The organism is Mycobacterium sp. Aquia_213 (genome assembly GCF_026625985.1).
In the GTDB taxonomy this organism is placed as follows: Bacteria; Actinomycetota; Actinomycetes; order Mycobacteriales; family Mycobacteriaceae; genus Mycobacterium.
The window spans coordinates 5600091-5616875 of record NZ_CP113116.1 but is presented as its reverse complement, the minus strand read 5'-3'; the positions used below and the strand labels follow the sequence as shown (position 1 = coordinate 5616875).

The following is a 16785-nucleotide window of genomic DNA, read 5'->3' as shown; positions in this document are numbered from 1 at the left end:
TGCGACCGGCATCTGCCCCGTCACAGGGAGCGGGGCAGTCCAAACTTCGTGAACAATGCGTCGTCGAGGAATGCAACCACACGCGACACCCCGTCGGTGCGGACATCCAGCACATGCAGCTGAAACGGCACGTGCTGCTCGCCGGCTCGCATGTACATCGCGGCGGCGGGTTGGCCGTTGGCGACCAGCCCGATCATTCGCATGTCGCCGGGATGTTCGGCGGGACATTGCTGGTGGATCAGGGTGATGATGGCCTGCGGTCCCTGGTACCAACCGGTGTACGGCGGCATCTCCCAGACCGCCTCGGCGGTGAACAGCTCGACCAGCCGGTCGATGTCATAGGACTCGAACGCCGCGATGTAGCGGGCCAGCAGGTCCTGCGCCTCGGTCGAATCCGGTGCCGCCAGGCGATCGCTCGAGCTGGGTCCGACGGTTTCCAGCTGCGACCGGGCCCGCTGCAGCAGGCTGTTGACCGCGGTGGTGGTGGTACCGATCGCGTCGGCCACTTCGGCGGCCTTCCACTGCAGCACGTCGCGCAGCAGTAACACCGCGCGCTGCCGGGGTGAGAGGTGCTGCAGCGCAGCGACAAATGCCAGCCGCACCGACTCGCGCGAGCCCACGATGACGGACGGGTCGGCCGGATCCTCCGTCAGGTCGGGCAGCGGCTCCAGCCAGGGCACCTCGCGGCGTTCCACCAGCTCGGCCGTCGGATCCGAGCTGGGCCCGCCGAGCCCGGTGGGCAGCGGCCGTCGGGTCCGGCCCTCCAGCGCGGTCAGACAGGTGTTGGTGGCGATGCGGTGCAGCCAGGTCCGTATCGAGGACTTGCCTTCGAACCGGTCGTAGGCCTTCCAGGCCCGCAGCAACGTCTCCTGCACCAGGTCTTCGGCGTCGTGCAGGGACCCGGTCATCCGGTAGCAGTGCGCCAGCAACTCGCGACGATACGGCTCGGCACGGGCTGAGAAATCGCCGTGGGCCCCGCGCGCGGCGGGGATTTCTGCGTCGTCGGAGTTTTCCGCGAGCACGCTCACCCGAATGAGCCTACGCAGCGCCTCGGACCATAGCGCCTCAGGAGCCATTACGCTGCCCCTAATGACTAGGACGACCGATGACCCGCACTGAACGGAATTTCGACGGCCTTGGCGGCGTGCGCATCGTGTACGACGTCTGGACGCCGGATACACCGCCGCGGGCGGTGGTGGTGCTGTCGCACGGTCTGGGCGAGTATGCCCGCCGCTACGACCACGTCGCGCAGCGCTTCGAAGAGGCCGGGCTGGTCACCTACGCGCTGGACCATCGTGGGCACGGCCGCTCCGGTGGCAAGCGCATGCTGGTACGCGACGTCTCGGAGTACACCGCCGACTTCGACACCCTGGTCGGTATCGCGACGAGGGAACACCCCGGCCTCAAGTGCATCGTCCTCGGGCACAGCATGGGCGGCGGGATCGTCTTCGCCTACGGCGTCGAGCGGCCGGACAATTACGACCTGATGGTGCTGTCCGGGCCGGTGGTGGCCGCCCAGGATGCGGTGCCGGCGCTGGTGGCGTTCGCCGCCAAATTCCTCGGCGCCGTACTGCCCGGCGTGCCGGTGCAGGACCTCGACGTCGACGGCATCTCCCGTGACCCCGCGGTGGTCGCGGCGTACAAGGCCGACCCGCTGGTCTACCACGGGAAGATCCCGTTCGGTGTCGGCCGGGCGATGCTGGAGGTCAGCGAGACCATGCCGCAGCGGGCGCCGGCGCTGACCGCGCCGCTGCTGGTGGTGCACGGCGGCGAAGACCGGCTGGTTCCCGTCGCCGGAAGTCGTCGCCTGGTCGAATGCGTGGGATCCACCGACGTCACGCTGAAGGTCTATCCGGGGCTCTACCACGAGGTCTTCAACGAGCCCGAGCAAGACCAGGTGCTGGACGATGTCGTTGCCTGGATCACCGATCGGCTGTAAGCGAACTGTCGGATCCCTCTTGTAGTTTGGCGATATGACCCGCGCCGGCGACGATGCAGAGCGCAGCGATGAGGAGGAGCGGCGCTATGACTGACGACAAAATGCTGGCGCGCATCGCCGCGCTGCTGCGTCAGGCCGAAGGCACTGACAACACGCACGAGGCCGACGCCTTCATGACCGCCGCGCAGCGGTTGGCGACGGCGGCGTCCATCGACTTGGCGGTCGCCCGTTCCCATGCGGCCACCCGTTCGGCGGCCCAAGCGCCGACCCAGCGGACCATCACGATCGGGACGGCCGGCACCAAGGGGTTGCGGACCTACGTGCAGCTCTTCGTGGTGATCGCGTCGGCCAACGACGTGCGCTGCGACGTGGCGTCGAATTCGACGTTCGTGTACGCCTACGGGTTCGCCGAGGACATCGACGCCAGCCACGCCCTGTACGCCAGCCTGGTCGTTCAAATGGTGCGGGCCTCGGATAGCTACCTCGCGTCGGGCGCCCACCGGCCCACTCCGACGATCACCGCGCGGCTCAACTTCCAGCTGGCCTTCGGGGCCCGCGTCGGTCACCGGCTCGGCGAGGCGCGCGAAGAGGCACGGCGCGAGGCGACCCGGGATCGCAGTCGTCGGCCTGGTACCGCTATTGCTTTGCGGGACAAAGATGTTGAGCTGCATGACCATTACCGCAGGGCGTCCAAGGCGCGTGGCACCTACCAAGTCAGCCGAGCGACGGCGGGGTACTCGTCGGCCGCACGGCGCGCGGGTGATCGGGCCGGTAAACGCGCGCGGCTCGGCGACAGTCCCGAGCTGCCCGGAGCGCGGAGCGCGCTGGGCACGTGACCGAAGGGGATGCGCCCAAGCGGGATTCCCAGCGCTCCAAGGTGTATGCGGCCGAGGAGTTCGTCCGCACCATGTTCGACCGGGCCGCCGAGTACGGCTCTTCGGCCGTGGAGTTTTTCGGCACGCAGTTGACGCTGCCGCCGGAAGGGCGATTCGGCTCCGTGGCGTCCGTGCAGCGCTATGTTGACGAGGTGCTTGCGTTACCGGCGGTGCGGGACCGCTGGCCCGAGGTGTCACCGCTGAGAGTGCGGTCGCGGCGGGCCGCTACTGCCGCGCATTACGAAAACCATGATGGTGCAGGCATTATCGCGGTTCCCGACCGTAACACCGCCGACTGGGCGCTGCGCGAGCTGGTGGTGTTGCACGAGGTGGCACACCATCTGTGCCATGCGCAGCCGGCGCACGGTCCGGAGTTTGTCGACACGATCTGCTCGCTGGCCGAGCTGGTGATGGGACCGGAACTCGGGCACGTGCTGCGGGTGGTCTACGCCAAAGAGGGTGTGCACTGGACGGCGACGATGCGGCCCGCTGGGCGGGCCGTTGAGGAGCCGGACAATTGAGCCTGGGCGAATTAGACGATCCGGACGCCCGGGCGTGCGACATCGAAAACCGGATGACCGACGACGAGCGATTCACGCTGCTGGTCGCGGTGATGGGAATGTCGGAACTGTGGCCGCTGCCGGATGACCGCATCCCGCCCGGCACCCCGATGAGTGCCGGGTATGTGCCGGGGATCCCCCGGCTCGGTATCCCGGCGCTGCGGATGAGCGACGCCGGCCTCGGAGTCACCAATCCCGGCTACCGGCCGGGTGACACCGCGACCGCGCTGCCGGCCGGCCTGGCGCTGGCCGCGGGTTTCGATCCCGCTCTCGCGCACGCCGCGGGCCAGGTGATCGGCCGCGAGGCGCGCAGCCGCGGCTTCAACGTCCAACTGGCGGGCGCGATGAACCTGGCACGCGACCCGCGCAATGGCCGCAACTTCGAATACGTCTCGGAAGACCCGCTTTTGACGGCCACCATCGCCGCCGAATCCGTCAAAGGCATCCAGCAACAGGGCGTCATCTCGACGCTCAAGCACTATTCGCTGAACTGCAACGAGACCAACCGGCACTGGCTGAACGCGATCATCGATCCCGACGCGCATCGCGAATCCGATCTGCTGGCCTTCGAGATCGCGATCGAGCGGTCCCAGCCCGGCGCGGTGATGACGGCCTACAACAAGGTCAACGGTGACTACGCCTCGGCGAACCGGGTCTTGCTCATCGACATCCTGAAAGGTGCTTGGGGATACCGCGGTTGGGTCATGTCGGACTGGGGCGCCACCCCGAGCTGGGAGTGCGCGCTGCAAGGGTTGGACCAGGAATGCGGCGCCCAGATCGACACCGTGTTCTGGCAATCCGAGGCGTTCACCGAACCCCTGCGGTCCGCCTACGCCGACGGCAGGTTGCCCAAAGACCGTCTGTCCGACATGGTTCGGCGGATCCTGCGTTCGATGTTCGCGGTCGGAATCGACCGAGGTGGGGACACGGTTGGCCCCACTTCTAAGCCGGATATGGCCGCCCACAATGAGATTGCGCTGCAGATCGCGCGGCAGGGGACCGTGCTGCTGCAGAACCGCGGGGTGCTGCCGCTGGCGCCCGATGCCCGTATCGCCGTGATCGGCGGCTACGCGCAGCTCGGGGTTCCCACCGGCTGCGGCTCGAGTGCCGTGGTTCCACCGGGCGGCTACGCGCAGGTGATCCCGATCGGGGGCGCGGGCCTGACCGGCGGCACCCGAAGTCTGTACCTCTTGCCGTCCAGTCCGCTCGACGAACTCAGGAAGCAGTTCCCCCACGCGCAGATCGAGTTTGATCCGGGTCTCAGCCCGGCGGAGGCGGTGCTGGCCGCGCGGCGGGCCGACGTCGCGATCGTGTTCGCGATCCGCGTCGAAGGCGAGGGTTTCGACAGCGCCGACTTGTCGCTGCCGTGGGGCCAGGACGGGGTCATCGCCGCGGTCGCGGCCGCCAACCCGAACACCGTCGTGGTGCTCGAGACCGGCAACCCGGTGGCGATGCCGTGGCAAGAGTCGGCGAACGCGATCGTGCAGGCGTGGTATCCGGGCCAGGCCGGCGGTCAGGCGATTGCGGAGATCATTGCGGGCCAAGTCAATCCATCGGGACGGCTACCGATCACGTTTCCGGTCGGACTCGGTCAGACACCGCGCCCGGAGCTGCCCGACCTCGGCGCCCCGTTCGGGACACCGACCACGATCGACTACTTCGAAGGTGCCGAGGTCGGCTACCGGTGGTTCCACGACCGGGGCCAAACGCCGTTGTTCGCGTTCGGTCATGGCTTGTCCTACACCAGCTTTGAGTACCGCGACTTGGTGGTCACCGGCGGGAACACGGTGACGGCGAGCTTCACCGTCGTCAACACCGGCGATCGCAGCGGGGCCGATGTCCCGCAGTTATATCTGACCGGCGCCGGTGCGCGATGTCTGCGGTTGTTGGGATTCGAGCGGGTCGAGTTGGACCCGGGGGCGACGTGCCGGGTGACCATCGCGGCGGACCCGCGCCTGCTCGCGCGTTATGAAGGCGCAAGCTGGCGGATCAAGCCGGGCCCCCACACAGTGGCGGTCGGCGCCTCGGCGGTCGCGCTACGGCTCACGGCCGAGGTCGAGCTGGCCGGCCGAGCGTTCGCGCGCTGAGTCGCACTGCGAACGCACCGACCGGCCTGCGGGATCTACTTGACGGGCACCAATACTTCGCTGCAGGCGCAGCGGTAATCCTCCTCCGCGCCGGAGCAGTGGCAGGGGACCTCGATGCGGACGCGACACCCGCACCCCTCGTGACCGCAGGTCAGCAGCGTCCCCTCGTCGTAATGCGCCATGTGAATCACCCTTGTCTGTTGCGGGATTCCGGTTCGTTCACCGGAATCCGGTGGTTACCTTCTTCAGTGGTTGCCCGCCGAGCGGGCGACCGCGCTCAATGTATACCCCATACGGGTATCTGGTAAAGAACTTGCGGGGTGTCTGTTATCGATCGGATGTGTGACCAGGCGCGACGCCGGGGGTGCGGCGCGCGCGGCTAGCGTTGATCGCATGACCGAGAAACCCACCCCGCAAGACGTCGACGCCTTCTTGGACAGCACCGTCATCGGTGACGATCCGGCCTTGTCCGCCGCGCTGGAGGCCAGCAACGCGGCCGGGCTGCCGCAGATCGCCGTGTCGTGGCAGCAGGGCAAGTTCCTGTCCCTGCTGGCCACTGCGATCGGGGCGCGCCGCGTTCTGGAAATCGGCACCCTCGGTGGTTTCAGCACCATTTGGCTGGCGCGCGCGGTGGGCCAGGACGGACAGGTAGTGACGCTGGAGTACGAGCCCAACCACGCCGATGTCGCACGCGCCAACCTGCAGCGGGCCGAAGTCGCCGACCGGGTGCAGGTTTTGGTCGGCGCGGCGTTGGAAACCTTGCCCACCATCGACGGTGATCCCTTCGACCTGGTGTTCATCGATGCGGACAAAGAGAACTACGTCGAGTATGTGCGGTTCGCGGTCAAGCTGGCTCGCCCCGGCGCACTCATAGTGGTGGACAACGTTATTCGCGAAGGCGAGATACTCGCGCCGGACTCCGATGATGCCAAGGTCGCCGCGACGCGTGAGGCGCTGCAGGTGATGGGTGAGCACGCACAGCTGGACACCGCGGTGATTCAGACGGTCGGCGCCAAGCACTGGGACGGCTTTGCGATCGCGTTGGTGAAGGCGCTCTAAACCGCAGGAACGGCGGCCGTTTAGCGGCAACGACTTTCGTTGCTGACGTCGCGTGATCGGGCGTACTCTGGAACAGATGGATGGTTGTGCAGTCCGCTCACAGTGCTTGCTACACAACGGGCTTGCTGCATAACAGAAAGGTTACAAAATGAGTACAGTCCATTCATCAATCGATCACCACCCCGATTTGTTGGCCCTGCGGGCGCGCTACGAGCGCGTCGCCGAGTCGATGAGTGCGCATTTCACCTTTGGCCTGGCTCTGCTGACGGGCCTGTACGTCGCCGCATCACCGTGGATCGTTGGATTCAGCGGGACGGCATCGCTTGCCACGTCCGACTTCATCGTCGGGATCGCGGTGGCGTTCCTGGCGTACGGGTTCGCGACGACGCTGGACCGCGCGCACGGGATGACCTGGACGTTGCCGGTATTGGGCGGATGGGTCGTCGTCGCGCCGTGGGCCGTGCCGGGCGTCACGCTAACCACCGGCACGATCTGGTCGCATGTCGTCGCCGGCGCGTTGATGACCTTCCTCGGTCTCAACGCGGCCTACTTCGGCATGCGCACGCGCGCCGCGACTGACCACGCGTAGCGGCGAAAACAGCTAAGCCAGACAGTAATTCACTCTGCCCGGCCGATCGATATCGGCTCGGGGCAGGGTTAGCCGCAGACCGCGCCGATCGCTGCCGAACTGACCAGCTTGACGTACTTGGCCAGCACGCCGGTCTTGTAGCGCGGCGGTGGAGGAGTGAAACCTTTTTGGCGAGAAGCGAATTCGGCCGGGTCGGCCAGCACGTCAAGAGTGCCGCCGCCGACATCGAGCCGGATCCGGTCGCCGTCGCGCACGAAGGCGATCGGGCCGGCGTCGACAGCCTCGGGTGCGACGTGTCCCACGCACAGGCCGGTCGTTCCGCCGGAGAACCGTCCGTCGGTCAGCAGTAGCACGTCTTTACCGAGCCCGGCACCCTTGATCGCCCCGGTGATGGCCAGCATTTCGCGCATTCCCGGGCCACCCTTGGGGCCCTCGTAGCGGATCACCACCGCATCGCCCTTGGTGATGGTGCCGTCTTCAAGTGCGTCCAGGGCGGCTCGTTCGCCGTCGAAAACCCTTGCGGTGCCTTCGAACACGTCCGAGTCGAAACCGGCCGACTTCACCACCGCCCCCTCGGGAGCCAGGCTGCCACGCAGGATGGTGATCCCACCCGTCGGGTGGATCGGGTCGCTGAGCGAACGCAGCACCTTGCCGTCCGGGTCGGGCGGCTCGATGGCGGCCAGGTTCTCGGCCAGGGTGCGCCCGGTCACCGTCAGGCAGTCACCGTGCAGCAGTCCCGCATCCAGCAGCGCCTTCATCATGACCGGGACGCCGCCGATGTGGTCGACGTGCGACATCACGTGCCGGCCGAACGGCTTGACGTCGGCCAGGTGCGGCACCTTGGACCCGATCCGGCTGAAGTCGTCCAGGGACAGATCGACTTCCGCCTCGTGGGCGATGGCCAGCAGGTGCAGCACCGCGTTGGTCGAGCCGCCGAATGCCATCACCACCGCGATCGCATTCTCGAAAGCCTCTTTGGTGAGGATGTCGCGGGCGGTGATCCCGCGGCGCAGCAGTTCGATGACGGCCTGGCCGCTGCGCCGGGCAAACCCGTCGCGGCGTCGGTCGGTGGCCGGGGGCGCCGCACTGCCCGGTAGCGACATGCCCAGCGCTTCGGCGGCGCTGGCCATCGTGTTGGCGGTGTACATGCCGCCGCACGCGCCCTCGCCGGGACAGATCGCTCGCTCTATGGCGTCGACGTCCTCGCGCGACATCAACCCGCGCGAGCAGGCGCCGACGGCTTCGAACGCGTCGATGATCGTCACCTCGCGCTCGCTGCCGTCGGAGAGCTTGGCGACCCCCGGCAGGATCGAGCCCGCGTAGAGGAACACCGACGCCAGGTCCAGGCGAGCGGCGGCCATCAGCATGCCGGGCAGCGACTTGTCACAGCCGGCCAACAGCACCGAGCCGTCGAGTCGCTCGGCCTGCATCACCGTCTCGACGCTGTCGGCGATCACCTCGCGGGACACCAGCGAGAAGTGCATGCCTTCGTGGCCCATCGAGATGCCGTCGGACACCGAGATCGTCCCGAACTCCAGCGGGTAGCCGCCGGCGGCGAACACCCCTTCTTTGACCGCCTTGGCCAGCCGGTCCAGCGAGAGGTTGCACGGCGTGATCTCGTTCCAGGACGAGGCGACACCGATCTGCGGCTTGTCCCAGTCCTCGTCGTCCATCCCTACCGCGCGCAGCATGCCCCGGGCGGCGGTCTTCTCCAGACCGTCGGTGACGTCACGACTACGGGGTTTGATGTCGGCGGTTGCCGCGTCGGGGTGCAGGGCCATTGATCAAGTATGCGCGGCCCTGACAAGCCAATTTTCAGGCCATACCCCGCTGGGGTATGAGGTATCGTGGAGGATTGACATGCAGCGGGAGCTGGGCGCGCAGCCGGAAGGGTTTTGAGGCCGAGATGACGACTCCACACGGATATTCGCAGCAGAAGGACAACTACGCCAAGCGGCTGCGACGCATCGAGGGTCAGGTGCGCGGCATCGCGAAGATGATCGAGGACGACAAGTACTGCATCGACGTGCTTACCCAGATCAGCGCCGTGAACAGTGCGATGCGGTCGGTGGCGCTGAACCTGCTTGACGAGCACCTCGGGCACTGCGTGACGCGCGCGGTCGCCGAGGGCGGCAGCGACGCTGACAACAAGCTCGCCGAGGCATCCGCGGCCATCGCGCGTCTGGTTCGTTCCTGATTGGTGACGTAGTTGAGACCGATGTTGCGGTCCTAAGTTGGACGAACCCGTTGTTGAGGTGCGTACGGTAAGGCAGTGTGATCGCATTAGGCACGACAACCCAGGAACTGGGGAGCCCGGCCGATACCGTATCCCACGCCATGACTGCCGAAACCGGAACAGCCGCCGCCACCGCGCGTACGTGGACGCCACGGATCGCCGCGCAGCTGGCAGTGCTGGCCGCGGCGGCATTCATCTATGTCACGGCCGAGATTCTGCCGGTGGGCGCGCTGTCCGCGATCTCCCGGGACTTGCACGTCAGCGTCGTCTATGTGGGAACCCTGCTGACCTGGTATGCGCTGGTCGCGGCCCTGACGACGGTTCCGCTAGTGCGCTGGACCGCGCATTGGCCGCGCCGGCGGGCGCTGATGCTCAGCCTGACCTGCCTGACCGCCTCGCAGGTCATCTCGGCGCTGGCACCCAACTTCGCGGTGCTGGCCGCGGGACGGGTGCTGTGCGCGTTCACCCACGGTCTGCTGTGGGCGGTGATCGCCCCGATCGCCACCCGCCTGGTGCCGCCCAGCCACGCGGGCCGCGCGACGACGTCGATCTATGTCGGGACCAGCCTGGCGCTGGTTATCGGTAGCCCGCTCACGGCGGCAATGAGCCTGATGTGGGGCTGGCGGCTGGCGGTCGTGTGCGTGATGGCCGCGGCGGCCATCGTCACGGTCGCCGCCCGGGTGATATTGCCGCCGATGGTGCTCACCGAGGATCAGCTGGCCTGCGTCGGCCCGCGATCGACCCACCACCGCAATCCGCGACTGATCATCGTGAGCTTGCTGGCGATGGTCGCGGTCACCGGACATTTCGTCTCATACACCTACATCTCTGTGGTCATCCGCGACGTCGTCGGCGTGCGCGGGCCCAATCAGGCCTGGCTGCTGGCCGCCTACGGGGTGGCCGGCTTGCTGGCGGTATCCCTGGTGGCGCGGCCGCTGGACCGTCGGCCCCGGGGCGCGATCATCCTGTGCATGGCGGGATTGACCGCCGCATTCGTGGTGCTGACCGCGCTGGCGTTCGGCGACCGCACCACGACCGTGCTCACCGCGCTGCTCGGCACCGCCGCCATCGTGCTGTGGGGTGCCATGGCCACCGCGGTGTCGCCGATGATGCAATCCGCCGCGATGCGCAACGGCGCCGACGACCCCGACGGCGCGTCCGGCCTGTACGTGACGGCGTTTCAGGTGGGCATCATGGCCGGCTCCCTGTCCGGTGGTTTGTTGTACGAGCACAGCGTGGCGACGATGCTCACCGCGTCGGCGGGTTTGATGGGAATCGCGCTGGCCGGCATTGCGGCCAACCGGCGGGTGCTGGACGTTGCTCCGTCAAGCTCACGCGATTCATAACCCGGCAGCTCACAGCACACAATTGCGGGCCTGACGAGTGTTGCGCCGGGTGCGGATTAGGTAGCTGGGGGCGCCGCTATGCCACACTGGGTCCAGTAACTGACTGGAGGGATGCATATGTCGGGCTGGACGAGGGCAAGCCTCTTCGCGGCTCTGAACGCAGCCGGTATCGCCGCTGTGTTCGTGCTGGGCAGCGCCCCGGCACTGGCGGATCCGGACCCGGTTCCCGCCGATCCGAACGTGGTTGCCGCACCCCCCGCTCCGCCTCCACCGCCATTCGAGCTGCCGCCGTTGCCGGGATTGCCGCCGCCGCCCCCGGGTGACGCTCCGCCGCCGCCTCCGTGGGCGCCGCCGGTGGCAGTGGCGGCCGCCGACGGGCAGGACCCGACCCCGTTCACCGGCACCGCGCCGTTCGGGACGCCCTCGTTCGTCCCGAAGACCGGCGCGATGGTCGGTGTCGCGCAGCCGATCATCATCAACTTCCCCGGACATGTCGATGACGCCGGCGCCGCTCAGGCCGCCGTGCACGTGTCGTCCATTCCGCCGGTCCCCGGGAAGTTCTACTGGATGACTCCGACGCAGCTGCGTTGGCGCCCGATCAACTTCTGGCCCGCCAACACCGCGGTGAATATCGACGCGGGTGGCACCAGGTCGAGCTTCCGGACCGGAGACCAGCTGATCGCCACGGCCGACGACGCCACGCATCAGCTCACCGTCACGCGCAATGGCACTGTGGAGAAGACCATCCCGATGTCGATGGGCATGACGTCGGGCAACCACCAGACCCCGAACGGCACGTACTACGTACAGGAGAAGATGCCCTCGGTGGTGATGGATTCGTCGACCTACGGGGTGCCGGTCAACTCGACCTACGGCTACAAGGTGACCGTCGAGCTGGCCGTGCGGTTCGACAACGTCGGCGACTTCGTGCACAGCGCCCCGTGGTCGGTGGACGACCAGGGTAAACGCGACGTCAGCCACGGCTGCATCAACATCAGCCCCAGCAACGCCAAGTGGTTCTTCGACAACTTCGGTGCGGGCGACCCGATCATCGTGAAGAACTCCAGCGGTGGCTCGTACAAGAAGAACGACGGCTCCAGCGACTGGATCACCAACTAACCGAGATTGTTCGTGACGACGACGTGGTCGTCGGTCGTCGATGCGGATGAGTCGGCCCGATTCGGTTCGCTCCCATGCTGATTCGCGCGCAGAATCACCGGCCGGCTCATGTCGACTGACAGGCTGAAGATGTCCGCCCGGTTGTAGGTGCCGACGATGTCGTGGGCCTGCTTGGCGATGACCTCCCGCTGCAAGTCGACCTCGGCGTGCAGGACTCCTTCCGGCTGAGTCATCGGTCCGGCGACGACCTGACCGTCGGGGCCGATCACCATCGCGGCGGGAGGAGTTGCCGTCAACGCCTTTTCGACGCGGGAGTCGCCGCGGGCGACCTCGCGGATGGCCGTCTCGTCCAGGGTCGTCGCCGCGACGACGACGAACACCTTGCCCTCAAACGCGTGGGCGGCGCTGCGCAGCCGGATGAACTCGGCGAGGTCGTAGCCGAACTCGTCGGACCGGCCGTCGAACGGCCACGCCGGTGGGTAGGTCGCGATATGCAGCCGTTCGCCCTGGGCGAGCAGGGTGAATCTCGCTAGCGTGTTTGTGTTTTCGCCGCAGATGAGCGCGCCGAGGCGCCACCCGCCGAGTTCGACCGGCCGCAGGTCGTGCGCGTCTCCGTGTGACCAGGTGAGGCGTTCGTACCAGGTGGCCACGAGCTTGCGACGGTGATTCACCAGCCGGCCGCTCGGGTCGAACACCAGGTTCGAGTTCCAGAGTTGGCCCAGGCTGTCGGGGTTGCGTTCGTTTACCCCAACGGACAATGTCACCCCGTGCGCGCGGGCAATGCGGCCGAGCCGCTCCGTCGCCGGACTGGGCACGACGATCGACTCGGCAACGAGGCGCTCGTGCCATTCATGCTGATCGATCGGGGGCAGAACAGCGTTCCAGACCGGGAATCCGGGAAGAAACGCCTCACCGAAAACGACCAACTGCGCGCCGTCTCGAGCAGCGGTTGCGATCAGGTCCTCCATCTTGTCGAGGCTGGCCGGTAGGTCGAGAAAGACGGGCGCCGCATTCACGGCGGCAACAGCCACTTTCGGGAGGTCGAGCGATGACATGTCGTTGCCCTTCTCGAGATTGTTCTGATCCATCGACAATGGTTCGGGTTCCGGTCGATCCGCGGATCCCACTCTATTCACCGCCGATCGACTGTCAATCGGATTGTGCTGTCCCGGATTCCGGCTCGACTGTCGACAATTCTCGACAACGATGCGGGCCGGTAAGAGGTTGTCGAAATCAGTCGACACCGTAGTAGGTAAAGACTTTCAGCGTTAGGTTGCCGATGGTGTAGCGCCGCTTATAGTGATGCACAACACTTTTCGATGCGCCGCGCAGTGAGAAAGTCGGCGCCTTTCCGACGCGCCACTTTTTGCTGATTTCGGAGGTTCACGTGTCACAGCCAACAACGGGTAGCCAACAGCAACGCGGTCCGACCCCGCCCATCGCCCCGCTGCAGGCGTCCAGTAATGGCCATTCAGCAAGCAATTCGACTCCAGCAGGCCTCGATGCCGGCCCGGGTGAGGAACGCCACGCGCCGAATCTTGACGACTTCGTGCGAATGCAAGCCACCCCGGAGTTTCAGGACCTGCGCCACCGGTTGCGCCGGTTCGTCTTTCCGATGACGGCATTCTTCCTGATCTGGTACCTGGCCTACATGCTGCTCGCCACGTACGCGCACGCCTTGATGGCCACAAAGGTGTTGGGCCACATCAATCTTGGTGTGGTGCTTGGCTTTGGCCAATTCGTCACGACCTTCGGGATCACCGCGCTCTACGTGAGGTTCGCCGCCCGAACGCTGGATCCGCGGGCCGCGAAGATCCGTGCTGACTTCGAAGGAGCGGGCGCGTGACCGCCACCCTCGCGGCAGCCAACGTCGGGAATCCGGTGATCAACATCTCCGTCTTCGCGGTGTTCGTGATCGGCACCATGGCGTTGGTGATCTGGGCCGGCCGTAGTACCAAGAAGCCCAGCGATTTCTACACCGGCGGCGGCGAATTCACGGGGGCGCAAAACGGATTCGCGATCGCCGGCGACTACCTTTCGGCCGCGTCGTTCCTCGGCGTGTCCGGCGCCATCGCGGTCTACGGCTACGACGGGTTCCTCTACTCGATCGGCTTCTTGGTGGCGTGGCTGGTAGCACTGCTGCTGGTTGCCGAGATGCTGCGCAATACCGGCCGCTTCACGATGGCCGACGTGTTGAGCTTCCGGCTGCGGGAACGCCCCGTCCGGATGGCCGCCGCGGTGTCGACCCTCACGGTCTCGCTGTTCTATCTCCTCGCACAGATGGCGGGCGCGGGCGGACTGGTCGCCTTGTTGCTCGACGTCAAAAGTGAAGTGGGCCAGTCGACTGTGGTTGCGATCGTCGGCGCCCTGATGATCGCCTACGTGCTCATCGGCGGGATGAAGGGCACCACGTACGTGCAGATGGTGAAGGCCGTTCTGCTGGTGACGGGCGCGGCGATCATCTTCCTGCTGGTCGTGATCGCGGTGCGGGGCAACTTCTCCCAACTGCTCGCCAATGCCCAAGGCGTGGTGGATCATTCGAAGAACCATGCCGTGGCCGGTCACAACATCCTGGAACCGGGTGCGAAGTACGGCTCGAACCACATCACCAAGCTGGACTTCCTGTCGTTGGGTATCGCCCTGGTGTTGGGCACCGCCGGACTGCCGCACGCGCTGATGCGCTTCTACACGGTCCCCACCGCCATCCAGGCACGTCGCTCGGTCACCTGGGCGATCGGCGCGATCGGAACTTTCTACCTGTTCTCGTTGGCCATCGGCTACGGCGCGGCGTGGTTGGTCGGCCCCGACGTGATACTGGCGACCGCCGGGAAAGAGAACTCCGCGGCGCCGTTACTCGCATTCAAGTTGGGCGGAACGATCTTCCTCGGCGTGATCGCCGCCGTCGCGTTCGCGACGATCCTGGCGGTGGTGGCCGGACTAGCGATCACGGCGGCCACGTCGTTCGCCCACGATATCTACGCCGGTGTGATCAAACGGGGTGCGGCCTCCGAGGAACAACAAGTTCGGGTGTCGCGGATCATGGTCGTGGTGATCGGCATCCTGGCCATCGTTCTCGGAATCCTTGCGATGGGCCAGAATGTGGCGTTCCTGGTGGCTCTGGCATTTGCCGTCGCCGCCTCCGCGAACCTGCCGACCCTGCTGTATTCGTTGTTCTGGAAGAACTTCAACACCGCCGGCGCCCTGTTCAGCATCTACGGCGGGCTGATCAGTTGTCTGGTCCTCATCGTCTTCTCGCCCGCGGTTTCCGGAAATCGCTCGGCAATGTTCCCGCACGCCGACTTCGCGTGGTTCCCGCTGTCGAACCCGGGCATCGTCAGCATTCCGCTGGCGTTCGCGCTCGGCGTCATCGGAACCTACGTCGGGCGGCGCCGGCCCGAGGACCCGGCCAAGCAAGCGGAGATGGAGGTTCGATCGTTGACCGGCGTCGGCGTGGAGAAGGCCCTCGCCCATTGACGCTTCCCAGAGCTTGACGGGAGAGACACGCAATGTGGGCAGAGCTCGTCGAAGCCGGGCTTGAACCGAAGGAGGCTCGGTTCTATCTGGCGGCGCTCAACACGGACTCGGCAACCATTGCCCAGCTCGCCCAGGCGTCCCGGATCAGCCGCACCAACGCATACGACATCGCCAAACGCCTCGCCCAGCGTGGGCTGGTTTCACTGATCGAAGGTGGCAGCCATCGCGACGACCCGAAAGCCGGCGGACGCCCCAGAACTGTTGTGCGAGCCGCAGATCCGCAACGCCTGCTGGACGAATGGAGTCAGCGGCGCCGGGTGCTGGATTCGGTAGTGCCACAACTACGTGCCTTTCATGCCAAGGCCGGCACGGCTCCGCGGGTGCGGTATCTGGAGGGCGCGACCGGTATCAGGACAGCGTTGTTCGAGACCTTGGACTGGCCTTCGCCGCTGCGCGGCGTTTTGTCGATGCGCGACTTGTTGAGCGTGCCGGGAGTCGAGGCGATGCAGGAGTACATCGCCGGGCGCCGTGCGCGTCAGCTGTGGCTGCATGTGTTGAGGTCGCCCGAGAAGGATCTGCCCGGCGGCTGGCCCACCAGCCAAGACGACTATCGCCGCACCCGTTATGTGCCCGCGGAATACCTCTTCACGATGTCGATGATCATCGGCGACATGTCGGCGGCGATGATTTCGTCCCAGCGCGAGAACTTTGCGCTGGTGGTCGAGAGCCTCGAGTACGCCGAGATGCACCGCAACTTGTTCGAGGTGCTGTGGGCCGTCGCCGCTGAAGATTCGCCCGCGCGCGCCGCCTTGTAACTGCGGAAATAGCTGACATCCGCCGATGTCGCGCCGAGAACTTCCGCCTGCCGACGATTATGTATAGCATCATACATAGCCGAGAGGGGTGCGATGCGAAGTCCACGCGAGCGGATGGTGATCTCTGCTGCGCTGTTGATCCGGGAACGGGGCGCCCGCGCCACCGCGATTTCGGACGTGCTGGAGCACAGCGGCGCGCCGCGCGGGTCGGCCTATCACTACTTCCCCGGCGGTCGGACCCAACTGCTTTGCGAGGCGGTCGATTACGCCGGCGAGCACGTCGGCGCGGTCATCGACGAGGCCTATAGCGGCCTCGACCTGCTGGACACCCTGTTCGATAAGTACCGGCGCCAGTTGCTGGACAGCGATTTTCGCGCCGGCTGTCCCGTCGTGGCGGTTTCCGTCGAATCCGGGGACGAGCAGGACCGCGAGCGGATGGCCCCCGTCGTCGAGCGGGCCGCAGCGGTGTTCGATCGCTGGAACGGCCAGGTCGCACAGCGCCTCATCGCCGACGGCATACCGCCCGCGCAGGCCAGCGAACTATCGGTGCTGACCACGTCGGCGCTCGAGGGTGCCATCGTGTTGGCCCGGGTGCGGCGCGATGTGGCGCCGCTGGATCTCACTCACCGTCAGCTGCGCAACGCGCTGCTGACCGCCTTGAAGAAGTAGTCCGAAAGGAAGTCCCG

16 protein-coding genes and 1 pseudogene are annotated in these 16785 nt (G+C 66.4%); 13 read left to right on the top strand and 4 right to left on the bottom strand.

Annotated features, from left to right (window positions below; all coding sequences use genetic code 11):
* Positions 1 to 20 precede the first annotated feature (20 nt).
* Positions 21 to 1152: pseudogene (locus LMQ14_RS26240) on the bottom strand (sigma-70 family RNA polymerase sigma factor).
* Here LMQ14_RS26240 and LMQ14_RS26235 point away from each other — a divergent pair.
* The 4 genes from LMQ14_RS26235 to LMQ14_RS26220 all read left to right on the top strand — a co-directional run bounded on the left by LMQ14_RS26235 (position 1106) and on the right by LMQ14_RS26220 (position 5461).
* Positions 1106 to 1939 (top strand): alpha/beta hydrolase, encoded by an 834-nt coding sequence (locus tag LMQ14_RS26235; RefSeq protein WP_267732510.1) that lies wholly within the window; start codon positions 1106 to 1108, stop codon positions 1937 to 1939. The pseudogene LMQ14_RS26240 and the gene LMQ14_RS26235 overlap by 47 nt on opposite strands.
* An 86-nt stretch (positions 1940 to 2025) precedes the next feature.
* The gene (locus tag LMQ14_RS26230; protein ID WP_267732509.1) at positions 2026 to 2775 is read left to right on the top strand and encodes a DUF2786 domain-containing protein; all 750 of its coding nucleotides are present in this window, start codon (positions 2026 to 2028) and stop codon (positions 2773 to 2775) included.
* Positions 2772 to 3335 carry a TIGR04338 family metallohydrolase gene (locus LMQ14_RS26225; protein WP_267732508.1) on the top strand — a complete coding sequence of 188 codons (564 nt, stop codon included), beginning with the start codon at positions 2772 to 2774 and terminating at the stop codon, positions 3333 to 3335. The genes LMQ14_RS26230 and LMQ14_RS26225 overlap by 4 nt, the downstream gene beginning before the upstream one ends.
* Before the next feature lie 53 nt (positions 3336 to 3388).
* On the top strand, positions 3389 to 5461 hold the full coding sequence (locus tag LMQ14_RS26220) for a beta-glucosidase (protein ID WP_267735690.1): 2073 nt from the start codon (positions 3389 to 3391) through the stop codon (positions 5459 to 5461).
* Positions 5462 to 5496: 35 nt separating this feature from the next.
* On the opposite strand, the gene LMQ14_RS26215 is transcribed toward LMQ14_RS26220, so the two are convergent.
* Complete coding sequence (locus LMQ14_RS26215) at positions 5497 to 5652, bottom strand: metallothionein (RefSeq protein ID WP_324291090.1); 156 nt, start codon at positions 5650 to 5652, stop codon at positions 5497 to 5499.
* Between the two features lie 202 nt (positions 5653 to 5854).
* Between LMQ14_RS26215 and LMQ14_RS26210 the strand changes: the two genes are divergently transcribed.
* Both LMQ14_RS26210 and LMQ14_RS26205 read left to right on the top strand, forming a co-directional pair.
* Positions 5855 to 6520 (top strand): O-methyltransferase, encoded by a 666-nt coding sequence (locus LMQ14_RS26210; RefSeq protein ID WP_267732506.1) that lies wholly within the window; start codon positions 5855 to 5857, stop codon positions 6518 to 6520.
* A 148-nt stretch (positions 6521 to 6668) separates the two neighbouring features.
* Complete coding sequence (locus tag LMQ14_RS26205; RefSeq protein ID WP_267732505.1) at positions 6669 to 7109, top strand: SPW repeat protein; 441 nt, start codon at positions 6669 to 6671, stop codon at positions 7107 to 7109.
* A 68-nt stretch (positions 7110 to 7177) separates the two neighbouring features.
* Here LMQ14_RS26205 and ilvD read toward each other — a convergent pair whose 3' ends face one another.
* Positions 7178 to 8890, bottom strand: coding sequence for a dihydroxy-acid dehydratase (gene ilvD, locus LMQ14_RS26200; protein WP_267732504.1), 1713 nt, complete (start codon positions 8888 to 8890; stop codon positions 7178 to 7180).
* Between the two features lie 125 nt (positions 8891 to 9015).
* On the opposite strand from ilvD, the gene LMQ14_RS26195 reads away from it, so the two are divergent.
* The 3 genes from LMQ14_RS26195 (at position 9016) to LMQ14_RS26185 (ending at position 11810) form a co-directional block, all read left to right on the top strand.
* The gene (locus LMQ14_RS26195; protein WP_267732503.1) at positions 9016 to 9306 is read left to right on the top strand and encodes a metal-sensitive transcriptional regulator; all 291 of its coding nucleotides are present in this window, start codon (positions 9016 to 9018) and stop codon (positions 9304 to 9306) included.
* Between the two features lie 140 nt (positions 9307 to 9446).
* Positions 9447 to 10691, top strand: coding sequence for an MFS transporter (locus LMQ14_RS26190; protein ID WP_267732502.1), 1245 nt, complete (start codon positions 9447 to 9449; stop codon positions 10689 to 10691).
* Between the two features lie 117 nt (positions 10692 to 10808).
* Entirely contained in the window at positions 10809 to 11810 is a 1002-nt protein-coding gene (locus LMQ14_RS26185; RefSeq protein ID WP_267732501.1) for a L,D-transpeptidase, read from the top strand.
* Here the strand turns inward: LMQ14_RS26185 and LMQ14_RS26180 are convergent.
* Entirely contained in the window at positions 11807 to 12898 is a 1092-nt protein-coding gene (locus LMQ14_RS26180) for a carbon-nitrogen hydrolase family protein (RefSeq protein ID WP_267732500.1), read from the bottom strand. The genes LMQ14_RS26185 and LMQ14_RS26180 overlap by 4 nt on opposite strands.
* Before the next feature lie 467 nt (positions 12899 to 13365).
* Between LMQ14_RS26180 and LMQ14_RS28340 the strand changes: the two genes are divergently transcribed.
* The 4 genes from LMQ14_RS28340 to LMQ14_RS26160 all read left to right on the top strand — a co-directional run bounded on the left by LMQ14_RS28340 (position 13366) and on the right by LMQ14_RS26160 (position 16768).
* Positions 13366 to 13656: a DUF485 domain-containing protein gene (locus LMQ14_RS28340; protein WP_420714722.1), complete on the top strand. Its 291-nt coding sequence runs from the start codon at positions 13366 to 13368 to the stop codon at positions 13654 to 13656.
* Positions 13653 to 15284 carry a cation acetate symporter gene (locus LMQ14_RS26170; RefSeq protein ID WP_267732498.1) on the top strand — a complete coding sequence of 544 codons (1632 nt, stop codon included), beginning with the start codon at positions 13653 to 13655 and terminating at the stop codon, positions 15282 to 15284. The genes LMQ14_RS28340 and LMQ14_RS26170 overlap by 4 nt, the downstream gene beginning before the upstream one ends.
* 32 nt (positions 15285 to 15316) lie before the next feature.
* Complete coding sequence (locus tag LMQ14_RS26165; RefSeq protein WP_267732497.1) at positions 15317 to 16099, top strand: TrmB family transcriptional regulator; 783 nt, start codon at positions 15317 to 15319, stop codon at positions 16097 to 16099.
* Positions 16100 to 16192: 93 nt separating this feature from the next.
* Positions 16193 to 16768: a TetR/AcrR family transcriptional regulator gene (locus LMQ14_RS26160; RefSeq protein WP_267732496.1), complete on the top strand. Its 576-nt coding sequence runs from the start codon at positions 16193 to 16195 to the stop codon at positions 16766 to 16768.
* Positions 16769 to 16785 lie beyond the last annotated feature (17 nt).

Bases quoted from the DNA above. Each gene is read 5' to 3' on its own strand.
- LMQ14_RS26235 (WP_267732510.1), top strand. From the start codon at position 1,106: ATGACCCGCACTGAACGGAATTTCGACGGCCTTGGCGGCGTGCGCATC.
- LMQ14_RS26230 (WP_267732509.1), top strand. From the start codon at position 2,026: ATGACTGACGACAAAATGCTGGCGCGCATCGCCGCGCTGCTGCGTCAG.
- LMQ14_RS26220 (WP_267735690.1), top strand. From the start codon at position 3,389: ATGACCGACGACGAGCGATTCACGCTGCTGGTCGCGGTGATGGGAATG.
- LMQ14_RS26210 (WP_267732506.1), top strand. From the start codon at position 5,855: ATGACCGAGAAACCCACCCCGCAAGACGTCGACGCCTTCTTGGACAGC.
- LMQ14_RS26205 (WP_267732505.1), top strand. From the start codon at position 6,669: ATGAGTACAGTCCATTCATCAATCGATCACCACCCCGATTTGTTGGCC.
- ilvD (WP_267732504.1), bottom strand. From the start codon at position 8,890: ATGGCCCTGCACCCCGACGCGGCAACCGCCGACATCAAACCCCGTAGT.
- LMQ14_RS26195 (WP_267732503.1), top strand. From the start codon at position 9,016: ATGACGACTCCACACGGATATTCGCAGCAGAAGGACAACTACGCCAAG.
- LMQ14_RS26190 (WP_267732502.1), top strand. From the start codon at position 9,447: ATGACTGCCGAAACCGGAACAGCCGCCGCCACCGCGCGTACGTGGACG.
- LMQ14_RS26185 (WP_267732501.1), top strand. From the start codon at position 10,809: ATGTCGGGCTGGACGAGGGCAAGCCTCTTCGCGGCTCTGAACGCAGCC.
- LMQ14_RS26180 (WP_267732500.1), bottom strand. From the start codon at position 12,898: ATGGATCAGAACAATCTCGAGAAGGGCAACGACATGTCATCGCTCGAC.
- LMQ14_RS28340 (WP_420714722.1), top strand. From the start codon at position 13,366: ATGCAAGCCACCCCGGAGTTTCAGGACCTGCGCCACCGGTTGCGCCGG.
- LMQ14_RS26165 (WP_267732497.1), top strand. From the start codon at position 15,317: ATGTGGGCAGAGCTCGTCGAAGCCGGGCTTGAACCGAAGGAGGCTCGG.
- LMQ14_RS26160 (WP_267732496.1), top strand. From the start codon at position 16,193: ATGCGAAGTCCACGCGAGCGGATGGTGATCTCTGCTGCGCTGTTGATC.